The sequence below is a fragment of the Halomonas aestuarii genome, from assembly GCF_001886615.1.
GTDB lineage: Bacteria > Pseudomonadota > Gammaproteobacteria > Pseudomonadales > Halomonadaceae > Halomonas > Halomonas aestuarii.
The window spans coordinates 2,827,001-2,840,423 of record NZ_CP018139.1 but is presented as its reverse complement, the minus strand read 5'-3'; the positions used below and the strand labels follow the sequence as shown (position 1 = coordinate 2,840,423).

At 59.4% G+C, this 13,423-nt stretch carries 13 protein-coding genes, 2 pseudogenes and 1 riboswitch; of the genes and pseudogenes, 11 read left to right on the top strand and 4 right to left on the bottom strand.

The features are described 5' to 3' along the window. Window positions 1-148: 148 nt before the first annotated feature. On the bottom strand, window positions 149-736 hold the full coding sequence (locus tag BOX17_RS13240) for an HD domain-containing protein (RefSeq protein WP_071945295.1): 588 nt from the start codon (window positions 734-736) through the stop codon (window positions 149-151). A 361-nt stretch (window positions 737-1,097) separates the two neighbouring features. Here BOX17_RS13240 and BOX17_RS13235 point away from each other — a divergent pair, with 361 nt between their 5' ends. From BOX17_RS13235 to BOX17_RS13210, 6 genes are all read left to right on the top strand, one after another. Then, the gene (locus tag BOX17_RS13235) at window positions 1,098-1,910 is read left to right on the top strand and encodes an ABC transporter substrate-binding protein (protein WP_071945293.1); all 813 of its coding nucleotides are present in this window, start codon (window positions 1,098-1,100) and stop codon (window positions 1,908-1,910) included. Between the two features lie 120 nt (window positions 1,911-2,030). Then, window positions 2,031-2,696, top strand: a complete 666-nt coding sequence (locus BOX17_RS13230) for an amino acid ABC transporter permease (protein WP_071945291.1) — start codon at window positions 2,031-2,033, stop codon at window positions 2,694-2,696. After that, on the top strand, window positions 2,693-3,421 hold the full coding sequence (locus tag BOX17_RS13225; RefSeq protein WP_071945289.1) for an amino acid ABC transporter ATP-binding protein: 729 nt from the start codon (window positions 2,693-2,695) through the stop codon (window positions 3,419-3,421). The genes BOX17_RS13230 and BOX17_RS13225 overlap by 4 nt, the downstream gene beginning before the upstream one ends. 31 nt (window positions 3,422-3,452) lie before the next feature. Then, a complete protein-coding gene (locus BOX17_RS13220; RefSeq protein WP_071945287.1) occupies window positions 3,453-4,745 on the top strand; it encodes an NAD(P)/FAD-dependent oxidoreductase in 1,293 nt (430 codons plus the stop codon). A gap of 17 nt (window positions 4,746-4,762) precedes the next feature. Beyond that, the gene (locus tag BOX17_RS13215; protein ID WP_071945285.1) at window positions 4,763-5,557 is read left to right on the top strand and encodes an IclR family transcriptional regulator; all 795 of its coding nucleotides are present in this window, start codon (window positions 4,763-4,765) and stop codon (window positions 5,555-5,557) included. Between the two features lie 250 nt (window positions 5,558-5,807). Then, window positions 5,808-7,049, top strand: coding sequence for an NAD(P)/FAD-dependent oxidoreductase (locus tag BOX17_RS13210; protein WP_071945283.1), 1,242 nt, complete (start codon window positions 5,808-5,810; stop codon window positions 7,047-7,049). Window positions 7,050-7,531: 482 nt separating this feature from the next. On the opposite strand, the pseudogene BOX17_RS17255 reads toward BOX17_RS13210, so the two are convergent. Then, window positions 7,532-7,993, bottom strand: a pseudogene (locus tag BOX17_RS17255) (terminase small subunit). 132 nt (window positions 7,994-8,125) lie between these two features. Continuing rightward, window positions 8,126-8,205, top strand: a riboswitch (SAM riboswitch). A gap of 171 nt (window positions 8,206-8,376) precedes the next feature. On the opposite strand from BOX17_RS17255, the gene BOX17_RS13195 reads away from it, so the two are divergent. The 4 genes from BOX17_RS13195 to BOX17_RS13180 all read left to right on the top strand — a co-directional run bounded on the left by BOX17_RS13195 (window position 8,377) and on the right by BOX17_RS13180 (window position 10,986). Further along, the gene (locus BOX17_RS13195; RefSeq protein WP_071945277.1) at window positions 8,377-8,580 is read left to right on the top strand and encodes a hypothetical protein; all 204 of its coding nucleotides are present in this window, start codon (window positions 8,377-8,379) and stop codon (window positions 8,578-8,580) included. Between the two features lie 2 nt (window positions 8,581-8,582). After that, window positions 8,583-9,233, top strand: a complete 651-nt coding sequence (locus BOX17_RS13190; protein WP_071945275.1) for a hypothetical protein — start codon at window positions 8,583-8,585, stop codon at window positions 9,231-9,233. A gap of 513 nt (window positions 9,234-9,746) precedes the next feature. Further along, the gene (locus BOX17_RS13185) at window positions 9,747-10,601 is read left to right on the top strand and encodes a dioxygenase family protein (RefSeq protein ID WP_071945273.1); all 855 of its coding nucleotides are present in this window, start codon (window positions 9,747-9,749) and stop codon (window positions 10,599-10,601) included. 52 nt (window positions 10,602-10,653) lie between these two features. Continuing rightward, complete coding sequence (locus BOX17_RS13180; RefSeq protein WP_083582163.1) at window positions 10,654-10,986, top strand: hypothetical protein; 333 nt, start codon at window positions 10,654-10,656, stop codon at window positions 10,984-10,986. A gap of 197 nt (window positions 10,987-11,183) precedes the next feature. On the opposite strand, the pseudogene BOX17_RS16850 reads toward BOX17_RS13180, so the two are convergent. Both BOX17_RS16850 and BOX17_RS13175 read right to left on the bottom strand, forming a co-directional pair. Beyond that, window positions 11,184-11,276 (bottom strand): annotated as a pseudogene (locus tag BOX17_RS16850) (cob(I)yrinic acid a,c-diamide adenosyltransferase); the annotation flags it as partial. A gap of 227 nt (window positions 11,277-11,503) precedes the next feature. Beyond that, complete coding sequence (locus BOX17_RS13175; protein ID WP_208858067.1) at window positions 11,504-11,674, bottom strand: hypothetical protein; 171 nt, start codon at window positions 11,672-11,674, stop codon at window positions 11,504-11,506. 359 nt (window positions 11,675-12,033) lie between these two features. Between BOX17_RS13175 and BOX17_RS13170 the strand changes: the two genes are divergently transcribed. After that, the gene (locus BOX17_RS13170; RefSeq protein WP_071945271.1) at window positions 12,034-13,317 is read left to right on the top strand and encodes a tyrosine-type recombinase/integrase; all 1,284 of its coding nucleotides are present in this window, start codon (window positions 12,034-12,036) and stop codon (window positions 13,315-13,317) included. The last annotated feature ends 106 nt before the right edge of the window (window positions 13,318-13,423 follow it).

The window sequence follows — 13,423 nt, the reverse complement described above, 5'->3', positions numbered from 1 at the left end:
CCGCCTTGCTTGAAGGGCTTGCCGACCAGGCCCGCGCCACATGCGTTTGACGAGCGGAGCGCACTGCCTCTAACCCTGGCAGACGTGACATAGCATTCGTCGGCAACACGTCAGGCTGGAGCACCCGAGTCAGGCCATTGAAGGCACATCAAGCTTCGAGGGAATGCTCTTCTCCAATCACCGCCGGGTCGAAGGGCGTGCGAGATAACACCCGGCGCAGCACCGGCTCGAAGTGTTCGAGGGGCGGCGTTGGATAATCGGGATCGAAGGCGGCTTGATCGTACCGCTCGCAAAAGTCCACGCAGCTCTGGAACCAGGGGTGATCCCGGTAACGGTCACGCTCATTCGGATCACCCCCAAAGTGATGGGCGTAGTAGAACTGCTGGAACAGGCCATGGTGGTGAACCACCCAGGTGACCTCGCCGCGCACGTAGGGGCGAATGATCGCCGCGGGCAGCTGGGAATGGTTATAGGGCGCCAGCTCATCGCCGAGATCGTGCAACAGTGCAGCCACGATCATGTCGTCGTCGGCGCCGTCGGCTTCGGCGCGGGCGGCCGCCTGAAGTGAATGCTCCAGCCGAGTGACCTGGTAACCGCTGAGGCTTTGCTCCAGATTGCGCAGCGCCACCAGGATGCGGTCCACCAGGCCTTGATTGAACTCGTCATCCAGGCGCTCAAGAAAGACGTACTCTTCCCGGGTGCCCTCCTTCATCTGTCGGAATGCGACCTTTTCCATTCGACCGACCTCCTCTATCTAAGCACTGTTTTTCAGCAGGCTCGCAGAGTGCTCTCGCGGGCCGTCGGTATCCAGATAGCAGCCATGCAGATGGCGATGCTCCTCGTCGGTACCAAGTCTGATTGCCCGTGCAGCACACGGCAATTTTCGAAGAGCATCGGCTCGCTGAATCGCCGCAAGCAGCTCCACAAAATGTGAGAAAAAACAGCGTTGTCGAGCTCAGAGCAGTCCGAACCCATCCACAAAACTATCGCATTGCGATAGTTTCTATCACTTGACGATAGAATAAGCCTTGGCTAAGGTCTATGGGTGCTTCATGCACAACCTGTCAACAACAATCTAATATGCAGAAAGGTGTCCCATGACTCTTACCGCTTCTCTTGCTGGCTCAACAGCCCACCTCAGCAATCCCGTCAAACGGGTCAAGCAACTGTTGATTCCGGGATTATTGGGCGTGACCTTGACGATCGGCGGACTCACCACAGCCCACGCCCAGGAAACTCTCCGCGCCGGCGGCACTCCCAGCGGTATACCCTTTACCTTCCTGGATGTGCAGACCAATGAAATCACCGGCGCCATGGTCGATGTCATCCATGCACTCAGTGAAGACATGGGGTATGACGTCACCGTCCAAGAATCTCCGTTCAATGCTCTGATTCCATCCCTGAAGGCCGGAAAGATCGATATCATCTCGGCCGCCATGCTCAAGACGCCAAAGCGCGCCGAAGTCGTTGCGTTCAGCGACGATGTCTACCCTTACGGTGAAAGCGTGATCGTCCAGAACGATTACTCAGGAGAGATCACCAACTTGAAAGATCTTGAAGGCGAAGTGATTGGCGCCCAGGTTGGTACAACCTATGTACGCCAGCTTGAGGAAACCGGCCTCTTTCCCGAGATCCGCAATTACGACACCCTCGCCGACATGATGCGCGATGTTTCGCTTGGGCGGATCGTGGCCGGTGTGGGCGATAAACCCATCATGGGCTATCAGCTGAATGAAGGACTCTTTCCTGATTTGAAGCTGGCCGAGGACTATGAACAGCAGATGGTGGGGTATATCGGCCTGGCTGTCGCGCAGGAGAATACCGAGCTGTTGGACCAGGTCAACACATCTCTGGCCAAGATGAAGGAAGACGGCACCCTGCAGGCCATCTTCGACAAGTGGGGCCTGTAAACTCCACGGCCCGGCGTCGGCTCTGATCGGCGCCTTTCTCTTTCCCCTTATTTGACGCTCACCCGAGCGGTGGTTCTATGGAGCCGCCCAGGGGAGCGCATGGCTACAAGAAGGCACATTATGGAGTTCTCTGACATTGCAGCGTTCTTCCCGATCCTGCTGAAAGGCGCAGTGGTCACCGTGCAGATCACGGTGGGTGCGCTGATACTCAGTACAGTGTTGGGACTATTGCTGGCCCTGATGAAGCTATCACCGGTTCGCGCATTATCGACAACGGCGAGCACAATCGTCAATGTGATCCGCGGCCTGCCGATTATCGTGCAGCTGTTCTACATCTATTTCGTGATACCCGAGCTTGGCATTCAGCTCAGCGCCTTCCAGGCAAGCATCATTGGTCTCGGTATTGCCTACAGTGCCTACCAAGCGGAAAACTTCCGCGCCGGTATCGAGGCAATTGACCCCGGTCAGATCGAGGCGGCCAAATCAATCGGGATGAAGAGCCGCCTGATCATGCGCCGGGTCATCCTGCCCCAGGCGATCCGCATTACCTTACCGCCCTATGGCAACACGTCGGTCATGATCCTCAAGGACTCGTCCCTGGCATCCACCATCACAGTGGCGGAAATGACCCGAGCTGGACAGTTGATTGCCGCATCCACCTTCCAGAACACAACGGTCTATACCATGTTGGCGCTGATGTACCTGGCCCTCAGCTTGCCGCTGATCTTCGGGGTAAACCGCCTGGAGCGTTATTTCGGAAAATCAGGAAAGGGGGGTAGCAAGTGATCACCATCGACAACATCCACAAGTCTTTCGGCAACGTAGAGGTGCTCAAGGGCGTTAGCCTGGAGGTCAAGGCTGGCGAGGTGGTCTGCCTCATCGGTCCATCAGGTTCCGGCAAGTCCACCGTGCTTCGCTGCGTCAATGGGTTGGAAAGTTATGACGATGGCGAAATCTCCATCAACAATCGCCGTGTGGACAGTGAGCAGAAGGACATCAACGAGCTGCGTACCCGAGTCGGGATGGTTTTCCAGCGCTTCAATCTGTTCCCCCACCGCTCAGTGGTGGAGAACGTCATGGAGGGTCCCGTCTATGTCAAGAACGAGCCTCGCCAGCAAGCTCGTCAGCATGCAATCGAGTTGCTGGAGAAGGTCGGCCTCGGGGACAAGGTGGACGCCTATCCGCAGTCACTTTCGGGAGGCCAGCAGCAGCGTGTGGCCATAGCCCGCGCCTTGGCAATGCGCCCCGACGCTATCCTTTTTGATGAACCGACCTCAGCACTGGATCCGGAGTTGGTGGGTGACGTGTTGAAAGTCATGCGCGATCTCGCCGAGGAAGGCATGACCATGGTCGTGGTCACCCATGAGATGAGTTTCGCCAAAGAGGTCGCTGATCGTGTGTGCTTCCTGTACGGAGGGGAGATCGTCGAGGAAGGGGTTGCCAAAACAGTGCTCAGCGCGCCGCAACATGAGCGCACCCAGGATTTCCTGAAACGAGTGCTCAACCACTAAACACAGCGACTGAACGGTAGGAAGCACCTCGATGACACAGATGACACCCATGCCGCCCACGCTGTGGGCTGATACCGCGCCGGAGGCCCCGCTACGCCCGGCTCTGAAGGGACATCATCGCACCGATGTGATGGTGGTCGGCGGCGGCTTCACTGGCCTTTCCGCTGCCCTGGCCCTTGCCGAGCGGGGTATCGACACAATGCTCGTAGACGCATGTGCGATTGGGTGGGGTGCCTCGGGTCGCAATGGTGGCCAAGTGATACCGGGCCTGAAATATGATCCTGACGAACTGATCGCTCGATATGGTCAAGAGCGCGGGGAGCGGATGATCGATATCAGCGGTCGCAATGCGGACGTTGTCTTCGATTTGATCAATCGTCACGACATTCCCTGTGAGGCCACGCGTAACGGCTGGATCCAGCCGGCAGCGACCCAGGCCAGTCTGCAGTCGATTCGAACCCGAGCCCAGCAGTGGGAAAACCGCGGGGTCGAGGTATCGTGGCTCGACCGCTCCGAGTGTGCGAGTCGACTGGGTACTGATGCCTACCTCGGCGGTTGGCTGGATCCGCGCGCAGGAAGCGTGAACCCGTTAGCCTATGCTCGGGGGCTTGCCAACGCTGCCGAAACCGCTGGGGCAAGTCTCTTTGAGCACTCTGCGGTGAAGGCATTGAGCCGGGAGGCTGGCAAGTGGCGAGTCACGATGACCACCGGGGGAACGGTGGAAGCCGAACAGGTGCTGTTGTGCACCAACGGCTATACAGGAGGATTGCAGCCGGGGCTCGAGAAGAGCGTGATCGCTGCCAACAGTTTCCAACTGTCTACCAGGCCCCTGACAGAGGCGGAAGGAAAGGGCATATTGCCTGGAGGAGAGGTGGCCTCAGATGCCCGCAAGCTGTTGCTGTACTTCCGACGTGACAGTACAGGACGTTTCTTGATGGGGGGGCGTGGGCCTTTCCACGATCCGAATGGGGACCAGGATTTCCACCACTTGGAACGGGCAATGCACAAGCTTTACCCCTCCTTGAAAGGGATCGAGATCGAGTATCGCTGGGCCGGTCGCGTCGCCCTGACGCGCGATGCCTTGCCTCATGTGCACCAAACGGCACCTGGACTCACAGTGGCACTGGGTTACAACGGCCGGGGTGTGGGAATGGGTACGCATCTCGGCAAGCTGGTCGGTGAAGAGTTGGGAAGCGCCTCGCTGGAAGGGAGTCTACCCTTCCCCATTACGCCCATCCGGCCGATTCCGCTGCATGGGCTTCAGCGCCTCTACGTGGGGACGGCCGTGAATTACTATCGGCTCAAGGACTGGCTGGAACGGTAGGCAGGGAGATATTCAGGATGACAAAGTCAGAACGGGATGCAGGGCGCTCGGCGCTGTTCAACCAATCCATAGAGAAGGCGTTCAGCCTTCTCGAATTGTTCGATGCGTACCATAGCCAGTTGAGTCTTTCGGAGCTGGCTGAGCTCAGTGGCATGAGCATGGGGTCGGTGCAGCGCATTACCTACACCCTGCAGCAACTTGACTACCTGGAACGGGTTCCAGGCACCCGAAAGTACCGTATCGGCATCAAGATCATGAAGGTAGCTTCACAGTACCTTGAAGCCGACTTGCTTGTGGACTGTGCCAACCCCTATCTGTCAGACCTGAGCAACCGCTACCTGGAAACCGTGTCGCTCACTGAGCCCAGTGGCAATGAGATGGTGTACGTGGCGCGCTTCACGAGCCGCCAATACATCCCGCTCCACATGCCCATCGGTAGCAGCGTGCCGATGTACTGCTCGGCGTCAGGGCGTGCCTACCTCTCCGCTCTTCCGGAAGCAAGGGTTCGTAGTTACCTGGAGAGCACCGAACTCGTCAAGCACACGCCGGAAACCGTCACAGACATCGACGAACTGGTGGGCATAATCCAGGAGTGCAGGACATACGGAGTGGCGTGGAATAACGCCGAGTTCTTCCTTGGCGATCTGAACATTGCCGCACCGGTCCTGAATGCGGCTGGGGATCCCGTAGCGGCTGTGCATATCACTACGCCAAGCAGCCGATGGACTCTCCAAGATGCGTTAAGCACGCTTGGACCACCTCTAATGGAATGTGCGAGAGCAGTTACGAAAGCTGCCAGGACAAGATCCTGATAGCGAAAGCAAGGAAGGGCGGTCTCAATGACCAAGTTCCACGCTTGCCCCATCAGGTCCGGTGTTGCCATGACTCACTGCTATCGCCACCTCTCAGCGGAAGACCAAGCTGCCATCTATCGCGTGAGCGCCCTGTGCATCTTCACGCATTCTACATCGTCACTGTATGCCTAAATTTCTATCCGGATGATGCCAAGAACTTGAAATTAATAGGAGGCGCAGAGGAGCATGGCTCCTTCGCGGTTCGTTCATGAAGGATATCCGCGTCATGGATTACACAGTAATTGTGGTAGGAGCGGGTGTCGTCGGCCTCAACACCGCGATCGCCCTTGTGAAGAAAGGCTATGATACCTGCCTGGTGGATAATGGCGTTCCGGGCGCCGGCACGTCGTATGGCAACGCCGGGGTCATTGCCAATTATGCCGTCATGCCCTTGATCACCCCCAGCATGAGGAAGAACCTCGTGCCGATGGTGCTCGACAAGGACAGCCCGCTGTCCATCCGTTCGAGCTATGCGCTAAAGCTCTCGAAGTTCGGACGGTATTTCCTGCGTGCCACGAAGCAGCGGGAGTGGGAGGCGAGCGGGTACTCGATGGGCTCGCTGATGAAGGATGCCTGGGGCTGCTGGAAAGCCGTGCTCGATGCCTCGGGCGGCCAGTCGCTGGTTAAGTCGTCCGGGGTCGTCGTCGCCTTCGAGAAGCAGGCATCGTTCCAGGAGTTTCTGGACATCGAGGCGCAGTACAAGCGGGCCTTCGACATTCCCTACGCGACCTTGACCGGCGACGAGGTCAAGGACAAGGTCGGTGGGCTCAGGAACGAGCACAGCGGCGGGGTCTTCTATCCCGATGCCCGGTTTGCCATCGATCCCTATGTCCTCAGCACGAACCTCTTCGATTACTACCTTGCCATCGGCGGCAGGTTCGAGCAGGCCAGCGTCGAATCGATCCGGCCACGCGACGGAGGGCACACCGTCGGGCTGAAGGGGGGCGAGCTCTCGGCCAATCATGTGGTGCTGGCGACCGGCACCTCCACCAAGCACCTGCTGAAGCGGGCCGGCATCGACCTGCCCATCGCCTCCGAGCGCGGCTACCATGCCATCGTCGACGAGCCGATCGACATGGTGCGGCCGGTGGGGCTGGCCAACCACGGCGTCTTCGCCACGCCCATGCAGGACGGCGTCCGGATCGCCGGACTGTCGGAGTTTGCACGGCCAGATGCCCCAGCGAGTCGGCAGCGAATCAAGCAGCTCGACCGGATCGCCAGGCATCACTTCGGGGCGGGGATCAGGACACCCTGGGTCGGGTCGCGATCAACCACCCCAGACGGCGTCCCCTATGTCGGCGGGCTTCGCCGCCATCCGGGGATCTGGGTCAACACGGGGCATGGTCACCTGGGTCTGACGCTCGCTGCGGTCACCGCCCGGGCGCTTGCCGATGAGTTGGATTCTGGCATTGCTGCTATGAACCCCTTATCGCCCCATAGACACCTTTAGTTCCACGAATGTGAACCTAAAGAAGTTATATGAACAACGCGAACCCCATCCCAGAGGTGCCGGTAGAAGCCAGTCACAAGGTGTGGGGTGAATATACTTATAAAATAAAAAAGTCTTTGAAATCAGTGAAATTTTTTGATATTCGTTGCGGAGGGGAGGAGTCCGCTCACCTATTAAATAATCAACACGTTATAAGCATCTTTAATTTATAACCCACAATCTACCCTACCAACGGGAAGGGGCTCGGATGATCCCAGATGATACCGATTGGCGCTGAAACTAGCCCAGTTCTCATCCCTACTATTCCCTACCTGGCAGCAGGCTCTTGAGACGGTCGGCCAGTCACGCCAGCTTCCTCTCAGGTCTCGCTCGAACTGTAGTTTTCTGAGGTAGCAGCCAGGCCAGCCCTTCCTTCAATCGAGAGCCTACAGGGCCTCTTCGTGAGTGGTGGTCAATCTGCCCGACAGTTCACGCTGCTCCTTTCAGGCCTGGACGGCGACGTGTTTACCGAGAAGCTCGAGGTTCTTCGGCTTGTCCGGCCACTTGATCTTCTTGAGGAGGCCGACCAGCTGCCGCTCATCGCCATGGCCTTCCCACAACTCTGAGAGGTCCAGGCCGCTGATTGTGGTGCGCCAGACCTTCGGCCAGTCTCGAATAGGCTTGAGGCCGCCGTCGTCGTTGAGAATGTCGATGACGTCCATCTGGTCGATCTCCACCAAACGCTGGAGGACGTAGGTGGCGTCAATCTAGGTGCGCCCACTGCGCTTCTGGACGGGGTCGTCGATGGCGGCGGCTATGTCAGGTTTTGACAGGTTTTCGGCACCTACCTGCCGAGCCGTCTTTTCGCTGTAGCCGGCACGGATGGCGGCTTGGTTGGCGTTGAGGTCGATCAGATATTCATCGACAAACCGGGCCTTCTTTGGCGTGAGTCGTGTTCGGGTCATGAGGCGATCCTCTCGGATGGCTGGACTTTCATTATATCTCGATCACGAAGTAAGTTGATATCAGCAATGAAATCAACGGGTCATGAACATCGCCCGCCATCGCCGTTGACACCCTATCAGCTCACCGCTAACGTCCATCTCAGCGCCGATTTGAACACCAGCTTGCGGGCGCTCTAAAAATGCCGCTAAAGCGATGCCAGAGGCCCGCTTTAGCATGTGCAAAGCGGGTTTTTTGTTGCCTGGCCCTCGGGCCTCCGCCGATTTAAGCACCAACTTGCGGGCGGAATAGAAATGCAGCTAAAGCGGCGTGCGACTCCCCTCCCCTGGGTCGGCGCTTGCCGAACCACCCTTTCCAGAGCATCCCAGGGGAAATGGAGACGATCATGACCCACCGCACCACCGCCTCTCACGACCCGGCCGCGACGGCCGATGACACGGTACGCCGCCACAGGCTGGCCGCCCTGCTCGCCCAGGACGACATCGTGCGCCCGGAGCTGCGCAATGCCGCCATCCTCCAGGCCCAACGCGCACCAAGTGGCGCGTCACAGGCAGGCCGCCCCCACCATCCGCCGGCGAGGAGGTCGTGACCATGGACCTGATCCAGGAACTGCGACTGCGCACCCAGCATCTCCGCCCGGAGGACGTGCTCGCCCATCTGGGCTACGACCCGGCGGACACCGATGCCCTGGCCCACTACCAGCGGCTTCGTGAGGGCCCCTACATGGGCCTGGAGCGAGCGCATCGCGACGCCCTGTACGGCGAACGCGGCTTTCTCGAGGCGCTCTGTCGCTGCGTGGGCATTCCCGACGCCGACGCCGGGCCCGCCATCGCCGCCGTGCTCGACCGTCTGGCCGAGGACCGCGCGGCCTTTCGCCACTGGCTGTTCGCCGATACCGACTATGTGCGCGGCCCCGGCACGCCGATCTTCGCCATGGCCTTCACCGAGCACTTCCGGCGGCTGAGGTTTCCTATCGACTTCTGGCGCCTGCCCTGGGAGGAGCGCCTGGCGGCCGCCTGCCAGAAGGCCCGCGACCATCTTCGGGAAAGCGGCGGCCGGCTGGTCACCTGGGGCGAGATAAAGCGCTACCACTACTGCTTCGCGGAGAAGCGCAGCATCGTCATCTCGACCACCGGCGAGGTGATCGGCGAGCGGGAGGACTTCAATCCACCGCGCGCTACCTTCGGGCTGGCTGGCAGCGACGAAAACCTGCCGGACCGATTCATCAAGGACGACGAGTGACACGGAACGTCAATGACGGCTCTTTTAGGGCTGGCCGTTAACGACGGGTCAGAAGGCCCGCGACCACCTTCGGGAAAGCGGCGGCCGGCCGGTCACCTGGGGCGAGATAAAGCGCTACCACTACTGCTTCGCGGAGAAGCGCAGCATCGTCATCTCGACCACCGGCGAGGTGATCGGCGAGCGGGAGGACTTCAATCCACCGCGCGCTACCGCTGAATCCGAAGATTCGCGAGCTCTGTATCGCGTACGACTTTTTCCTCGGCTGGTCAGCCGATTACAGCATCTGGCTGCTGTGGGCCGTCGATCGGAGTGATCCTGTCGGTCGGCCGAGTCCAGGCACTTTGGCTGCCTGGCTGACCGATCCCCCCGAGAAGAATCTGGACGTCATCTCCACATCACGTAATTCATGAGACAAGCGCAGATCAATACCGCATCATCTAAAATCACCTGAGGCAGCGCTCATCAGGGCTGCGGATCACGCAATGAACGCGCGATCCTTATGGAGGAACCAAGATGACGAAGTATTTTACCGAAGAGGGTTCTGTCGAGGCGGTCCAAGCCCGGATGGGGGATGACATCAACCCTCGCCTGAAGCAGGTGATGGCCAGCCTAATCACCCACTTGCACTCCTTTGCCAAGGATATCGAGCTGACCCAGGAAGAATGGGACCTGGCCGTGGAGTTCCTGACGAAGACCGGGCAAATCTGCTCGGATGTGCGGCAGGAATATATCCTGCTGTCGGATGTTCTGGGCTTTTCCATGCTGGTGGATGCAATCAACAACCGCCGCCCGCCGGGGGCCACCGAAAACACCGTGTATGGCCCTTTCCATGTGCTGAATGCCCCGATCCGTCAGATGGGTGACAATATCAGCTTGGATGGCAAGGGCGAACGCTGCCTTTATGAGGGGCGCGTTATCGACCTGCATGGTGAGCCGATCGAAGGGGCCTGCGTCGATGTCTGGAGCGACAATGCAGATGGGTTCTATGACGTGCAGCAGCCCGATATTCAGCCGCAGTGGAACAACCGCGGGCGGTTCATCACCGGCAAAGACGGGACCTATCGCTTCTATGGGATCAAGCCTGTCAGCTATCCCATTCCCGATGACGGTCCGGTGGGCAAGATGCTGACCGCGCTGGGGCGCCATCCCTACCGCCCTGCCCATATGCATTATCTGGTCACCGCGTCGGGTTATCAGAGGATCGTGACGCATACCTTCGTGGGCGATGATGGCTACATCAACGACGACGCGGTGTTCGGGGTCAAGGAAACTCTGGTCGCGCCGTTCGAACATGTGAATGACGGCGACACGATCTGGCGCTCCCCTTTTGACTTCGTAATGGTCCCGGAGGGGGATACAACCGCCTGATCCGCCGCGGGGCGCGTCCCTCCCGTCGCGCCCCGCCCCCCTTGGAGGCCCTATGCCAAACCTGAAAATCTATGTTGATGAGTCGATCCAAACGGAGCACCACCGACAGATGGCGGGCGTCTTGCCCGACCTACGTGACATGTTGTGTCGGGAACTAGCAGTCCCGATGGAGGCTTGCCAGTTGGCGATAGTGGCTGTTCTGGGGCTACCGGACCAGCCTTTGATCAATGCCGAAATCATGATCCTGCCCAAATCCGACAGAACACCGCAGAAACTGCGCGCAGTATGTGACCGGATACGCCAAATTCTGTCCGAGGTCAGCGGAACTCACGTTGCCGTACGGGCGGCCACATTGGACCCCGAGACCTATATCGCCCTGAAATAGGGCTACAGCACCCGTCACAGCCCGTCCTGCACCTTTTGCAAGGGCAGCAGATATGCGGTCAGCAGAGAGGTCGCTGCTTCGTGGGGGCCGCCAAGATGGTGTTCAGCGCCGCCACCATGCGCCCGCGCGCATCCCACAACGGCACCGCCAGCGAACTTAGGCCCAGCTAGATTTCCTGGTCATTCCGCGAATACCCAAACATTGGCGATGTCCAGGTAGCCGAACTTCAGCATTAAAGTGATCTCGTCGAGCACCACCAGGTAGATGTCCGGGTCGGCGAGCATGCGCTCGACCCGCACCGCTCGAAGGCTGGCCAGCAGACGGCTGGCCTCGCGGGTCGCGCCCAGGGCAACCCCATCTTGATCTTCTGCCTATGCGTGGCACTTGCGGGGCCGCTGATATGGCCGGCAAAGCAGCAGTCGGCTGGCGGCTGGCGGCTGGCGGCTGGCGGGCATGGTGGAGTGGCCATGCTTTAGGGTGATCGGCCCTAGCCAGCCAAAGTGGGCGTCGGCGCAGGCTACTCGGCGGTCACCTTGTTATCACGGATCGGGGCCACGTTCTCGACCTGGGCTGGGGCGATAGCCAGAAAGTCGGCCCACTGCTGCATCAGCTTGAAGCACTTTTCCAGCAGGTCGCCACGACGATAAGCGGCCTCGACGTGATTTTTGATAGAGTGAGCCAGGGCCATCTCGGCGACGTGGTCCTCCTACCCCCCCGGGCCCGTCAGAATCAATAACCTTGGACATCTAAGATTCGTGAGCCTCGTACTTCTCATCCCCGTGATTTTCCCCATCACCTAACAGTGACACATAGAGCCTAAGTGAGAGGGACAGAAAGGGACAGACAGCAAAAAGCCGCTGACGGATCAGCGGCTTTCTCGATATTCGTGGCGGAGGGGGAGTCCCCGGTGTTAGCGTCTTATTCCATCGCGAGACGTAGCGTAAAGCCAAGTAACATCAATATCTTGGTGGAATCTATCGTCTAGCGTCGTCTTACGGAATCGTCTAAGATAGTAGAATCTTAGGCGGGTAAGAAGGCGGGTATATCATGCCGCGAGTAGCGAAGGAACTCACAGACCTTGCGGTGAAGCGACTGGGGCCGAAGCCCGGCCAGCGCCTCCCCGTGAGCTATCCGGTCGGGGGCGTCTCCGGCCTCAGTCTCCAAGTCACCCCGGCGGGCGGCAAGTCATGGCTGCTGCGATACACCGTCCCAGGGCCACCTGGAAGCAAACAGAAGCGCCGTGAGGTCGGCTTGGGCGGGTATCCGACGGTGACGCTGAAGCTGGCCCGAGAGAAGGCCCGAGAGATACGCGACCAACTTACCCAAGGCATCGATCCGGTTGAACACCGCAAGGCCCAGCGAAGCGCCCTGGCTGGTGAGCAGGCCCGATCAATCACCTTCGAGGAGGCCGCCACCCAGTACATCGCGGCGAAAGAAAGCGAGTGGAAGAACGCGAAGCATCGCCAGCAGTGGGAGAACACGCTCAAGACATACGCTTCCCCCAAGCTGGGAGAAGTCCGCCTCAGCGACATCGACACGCCGCACATTCTGGCCGTCCTCGAACCAATCTGGACCACCAAGACCGAAACCGCGACCCGAGTACGCCAACGCATGGAGGTCATTCTGGACTGGGCGACCGCTCGGAAGTATCGCGAGGGAGAGAACCCTGCCCGCTGGAAAGGCCACCTCGACACGATGTTGGCGAAGCCGACCAAGGTCAAACCGAAGAAGAACCACCCAGCACTCCCCTATGGGAAGGCCGCCGACTTCATGGCCGACCTCCGCAAGCGAGAAGCCCTCGCCGCCCGTGCGCTGGAATTTGTGATCCTGACCGCCGCTCGATCTGGTGAAGCCCGCGAGGCGACCTGGGCAGAAATCGACCTTGAGGAGAAGGTATGGACCGTGCCCGCTGAACGGATGAAAGCGGGCAAGGAGCATCGGGTGCCGCTGAACGATGCCGCTGTCCAGCTCCTCCGGGACCTCCCCCGGCTCAAGGGCACTGAACTGGTATTCCCGGCCCCACGCGGTGGGGTCATGTCTGACCAAGCGATGAAGGCAGTAATCAAGCGGATGCATGACGCCAAGGTGAAGGCCGGGGGCAAAGGCTACATGGACCCAAAGCAAGACAAGATCATCACCCCGCATGGCTTCCGCTCGACGTTCCGAGACTGGGCCGCAGAGGTGTCCGAGTACCCCAACGAGGTGGTGGAAATGGCACTGGCGCACACGATCAAGAACAAGGCTGAGGCAGCCTACCGTCGGGGCGACCTGTTCGAGAAGCGTCAGGGACTTATGGCCGAATGGGCCGAGTACTGCGACCCTAAAAAGTAAAGTAATCGACTGATATACAAAGAATTGTGGCTAGACGACGATGCCGCAAGGCGCTACGATATTATCCGAGGCTTGAGAAGCTCAAGCCGGACAACATTTCCAGCAC

Bases quoted from the DNA above. Each gene is read 5' to 3' on its own strand.
- BOX17_RS13240 (WP_071945295.1), bottom strand. From the start codon at position 736: ATGGAAAAGGTCGCATTCCGACAGATGAAGGAGGGCACCCGGGAAGAG.
- BOX17_RS13235 (WP_071945293.1), top strand. From the start codon at position 1,098: ATGACTCTTACCGCTTCTCTTGCTGGCTCAACAGCCCACCTCAGCAAT.
- BOX17_RS13230 (WP_071945291.1), top strand. From the start codon at position 2,031: ATGGAGTTCTCTGACATTGCAGCGTTCTTCCCGATCCTGCTGAAAGGC.
- BOX17_RS13220 (WP_071945287.1), top strand. From the start codon at position 3,453: ATGACACAGATGACACCCATGCCGCCCACGCTGTGGGCTGATACCGCG.
- BOX17_RS13215 (WP_071945285.1), top strand. From the start codon at position 4,763: ATGACAAAGTCAGAACGGGATGCAGGGCGCTCGGCGCTGTTCAACCAA.
- BOX17_RS13210 (WP_071945283.1), top strand. From the start codon at position 5,808: ATGAAGGATATCCGCGTCATGGATTACACAGTAATTGTGGTAGGAGCG.
- BOX17_RS13195 (WP_071945277.1), top strand. From the start codon at position 8,377: ATGACCCACCGCACCACCGCCTCTCACGACCCGGCCGCGACGGCCGAT.
- BOX17_RS13190 (WP_071945275.1), top strand. From the start codon at position 8,583: ATGGACCTGATCCAGGAACTGCGACTGCGCACCCAGCATCTCCGCCCG.
- BOX17_RS13185 (WP_071945273.1), top strand. From the start codon at position 9,747: ATGACGAAGTATTTTACCGAAGAGGGTTCTGTCGAGGCGGTCCAAGCC.
- BOX17_RS13180 (WP_083582163.1), top strand. From the start codon at position 10,654: ATGCCAAACCTGAAAATCTATGTTGATGAGTCGATCCAAACGGAGCAC.
- BOX17_RS13175 (WP_208858067.1), bottom strand. From the start codon at position 11,674: ATGGCCCTGGCTCACTCTATCAAAAATCACGTCGAGGCCGCTTATCGT.
- BOX17_RS13170 (WP_071945271.1), top strand. From the start codon at position 12,034: ATGCCGCGAGTAGCGAAGGAACTCACAGACCTTGCGGTGAAGCGACTG.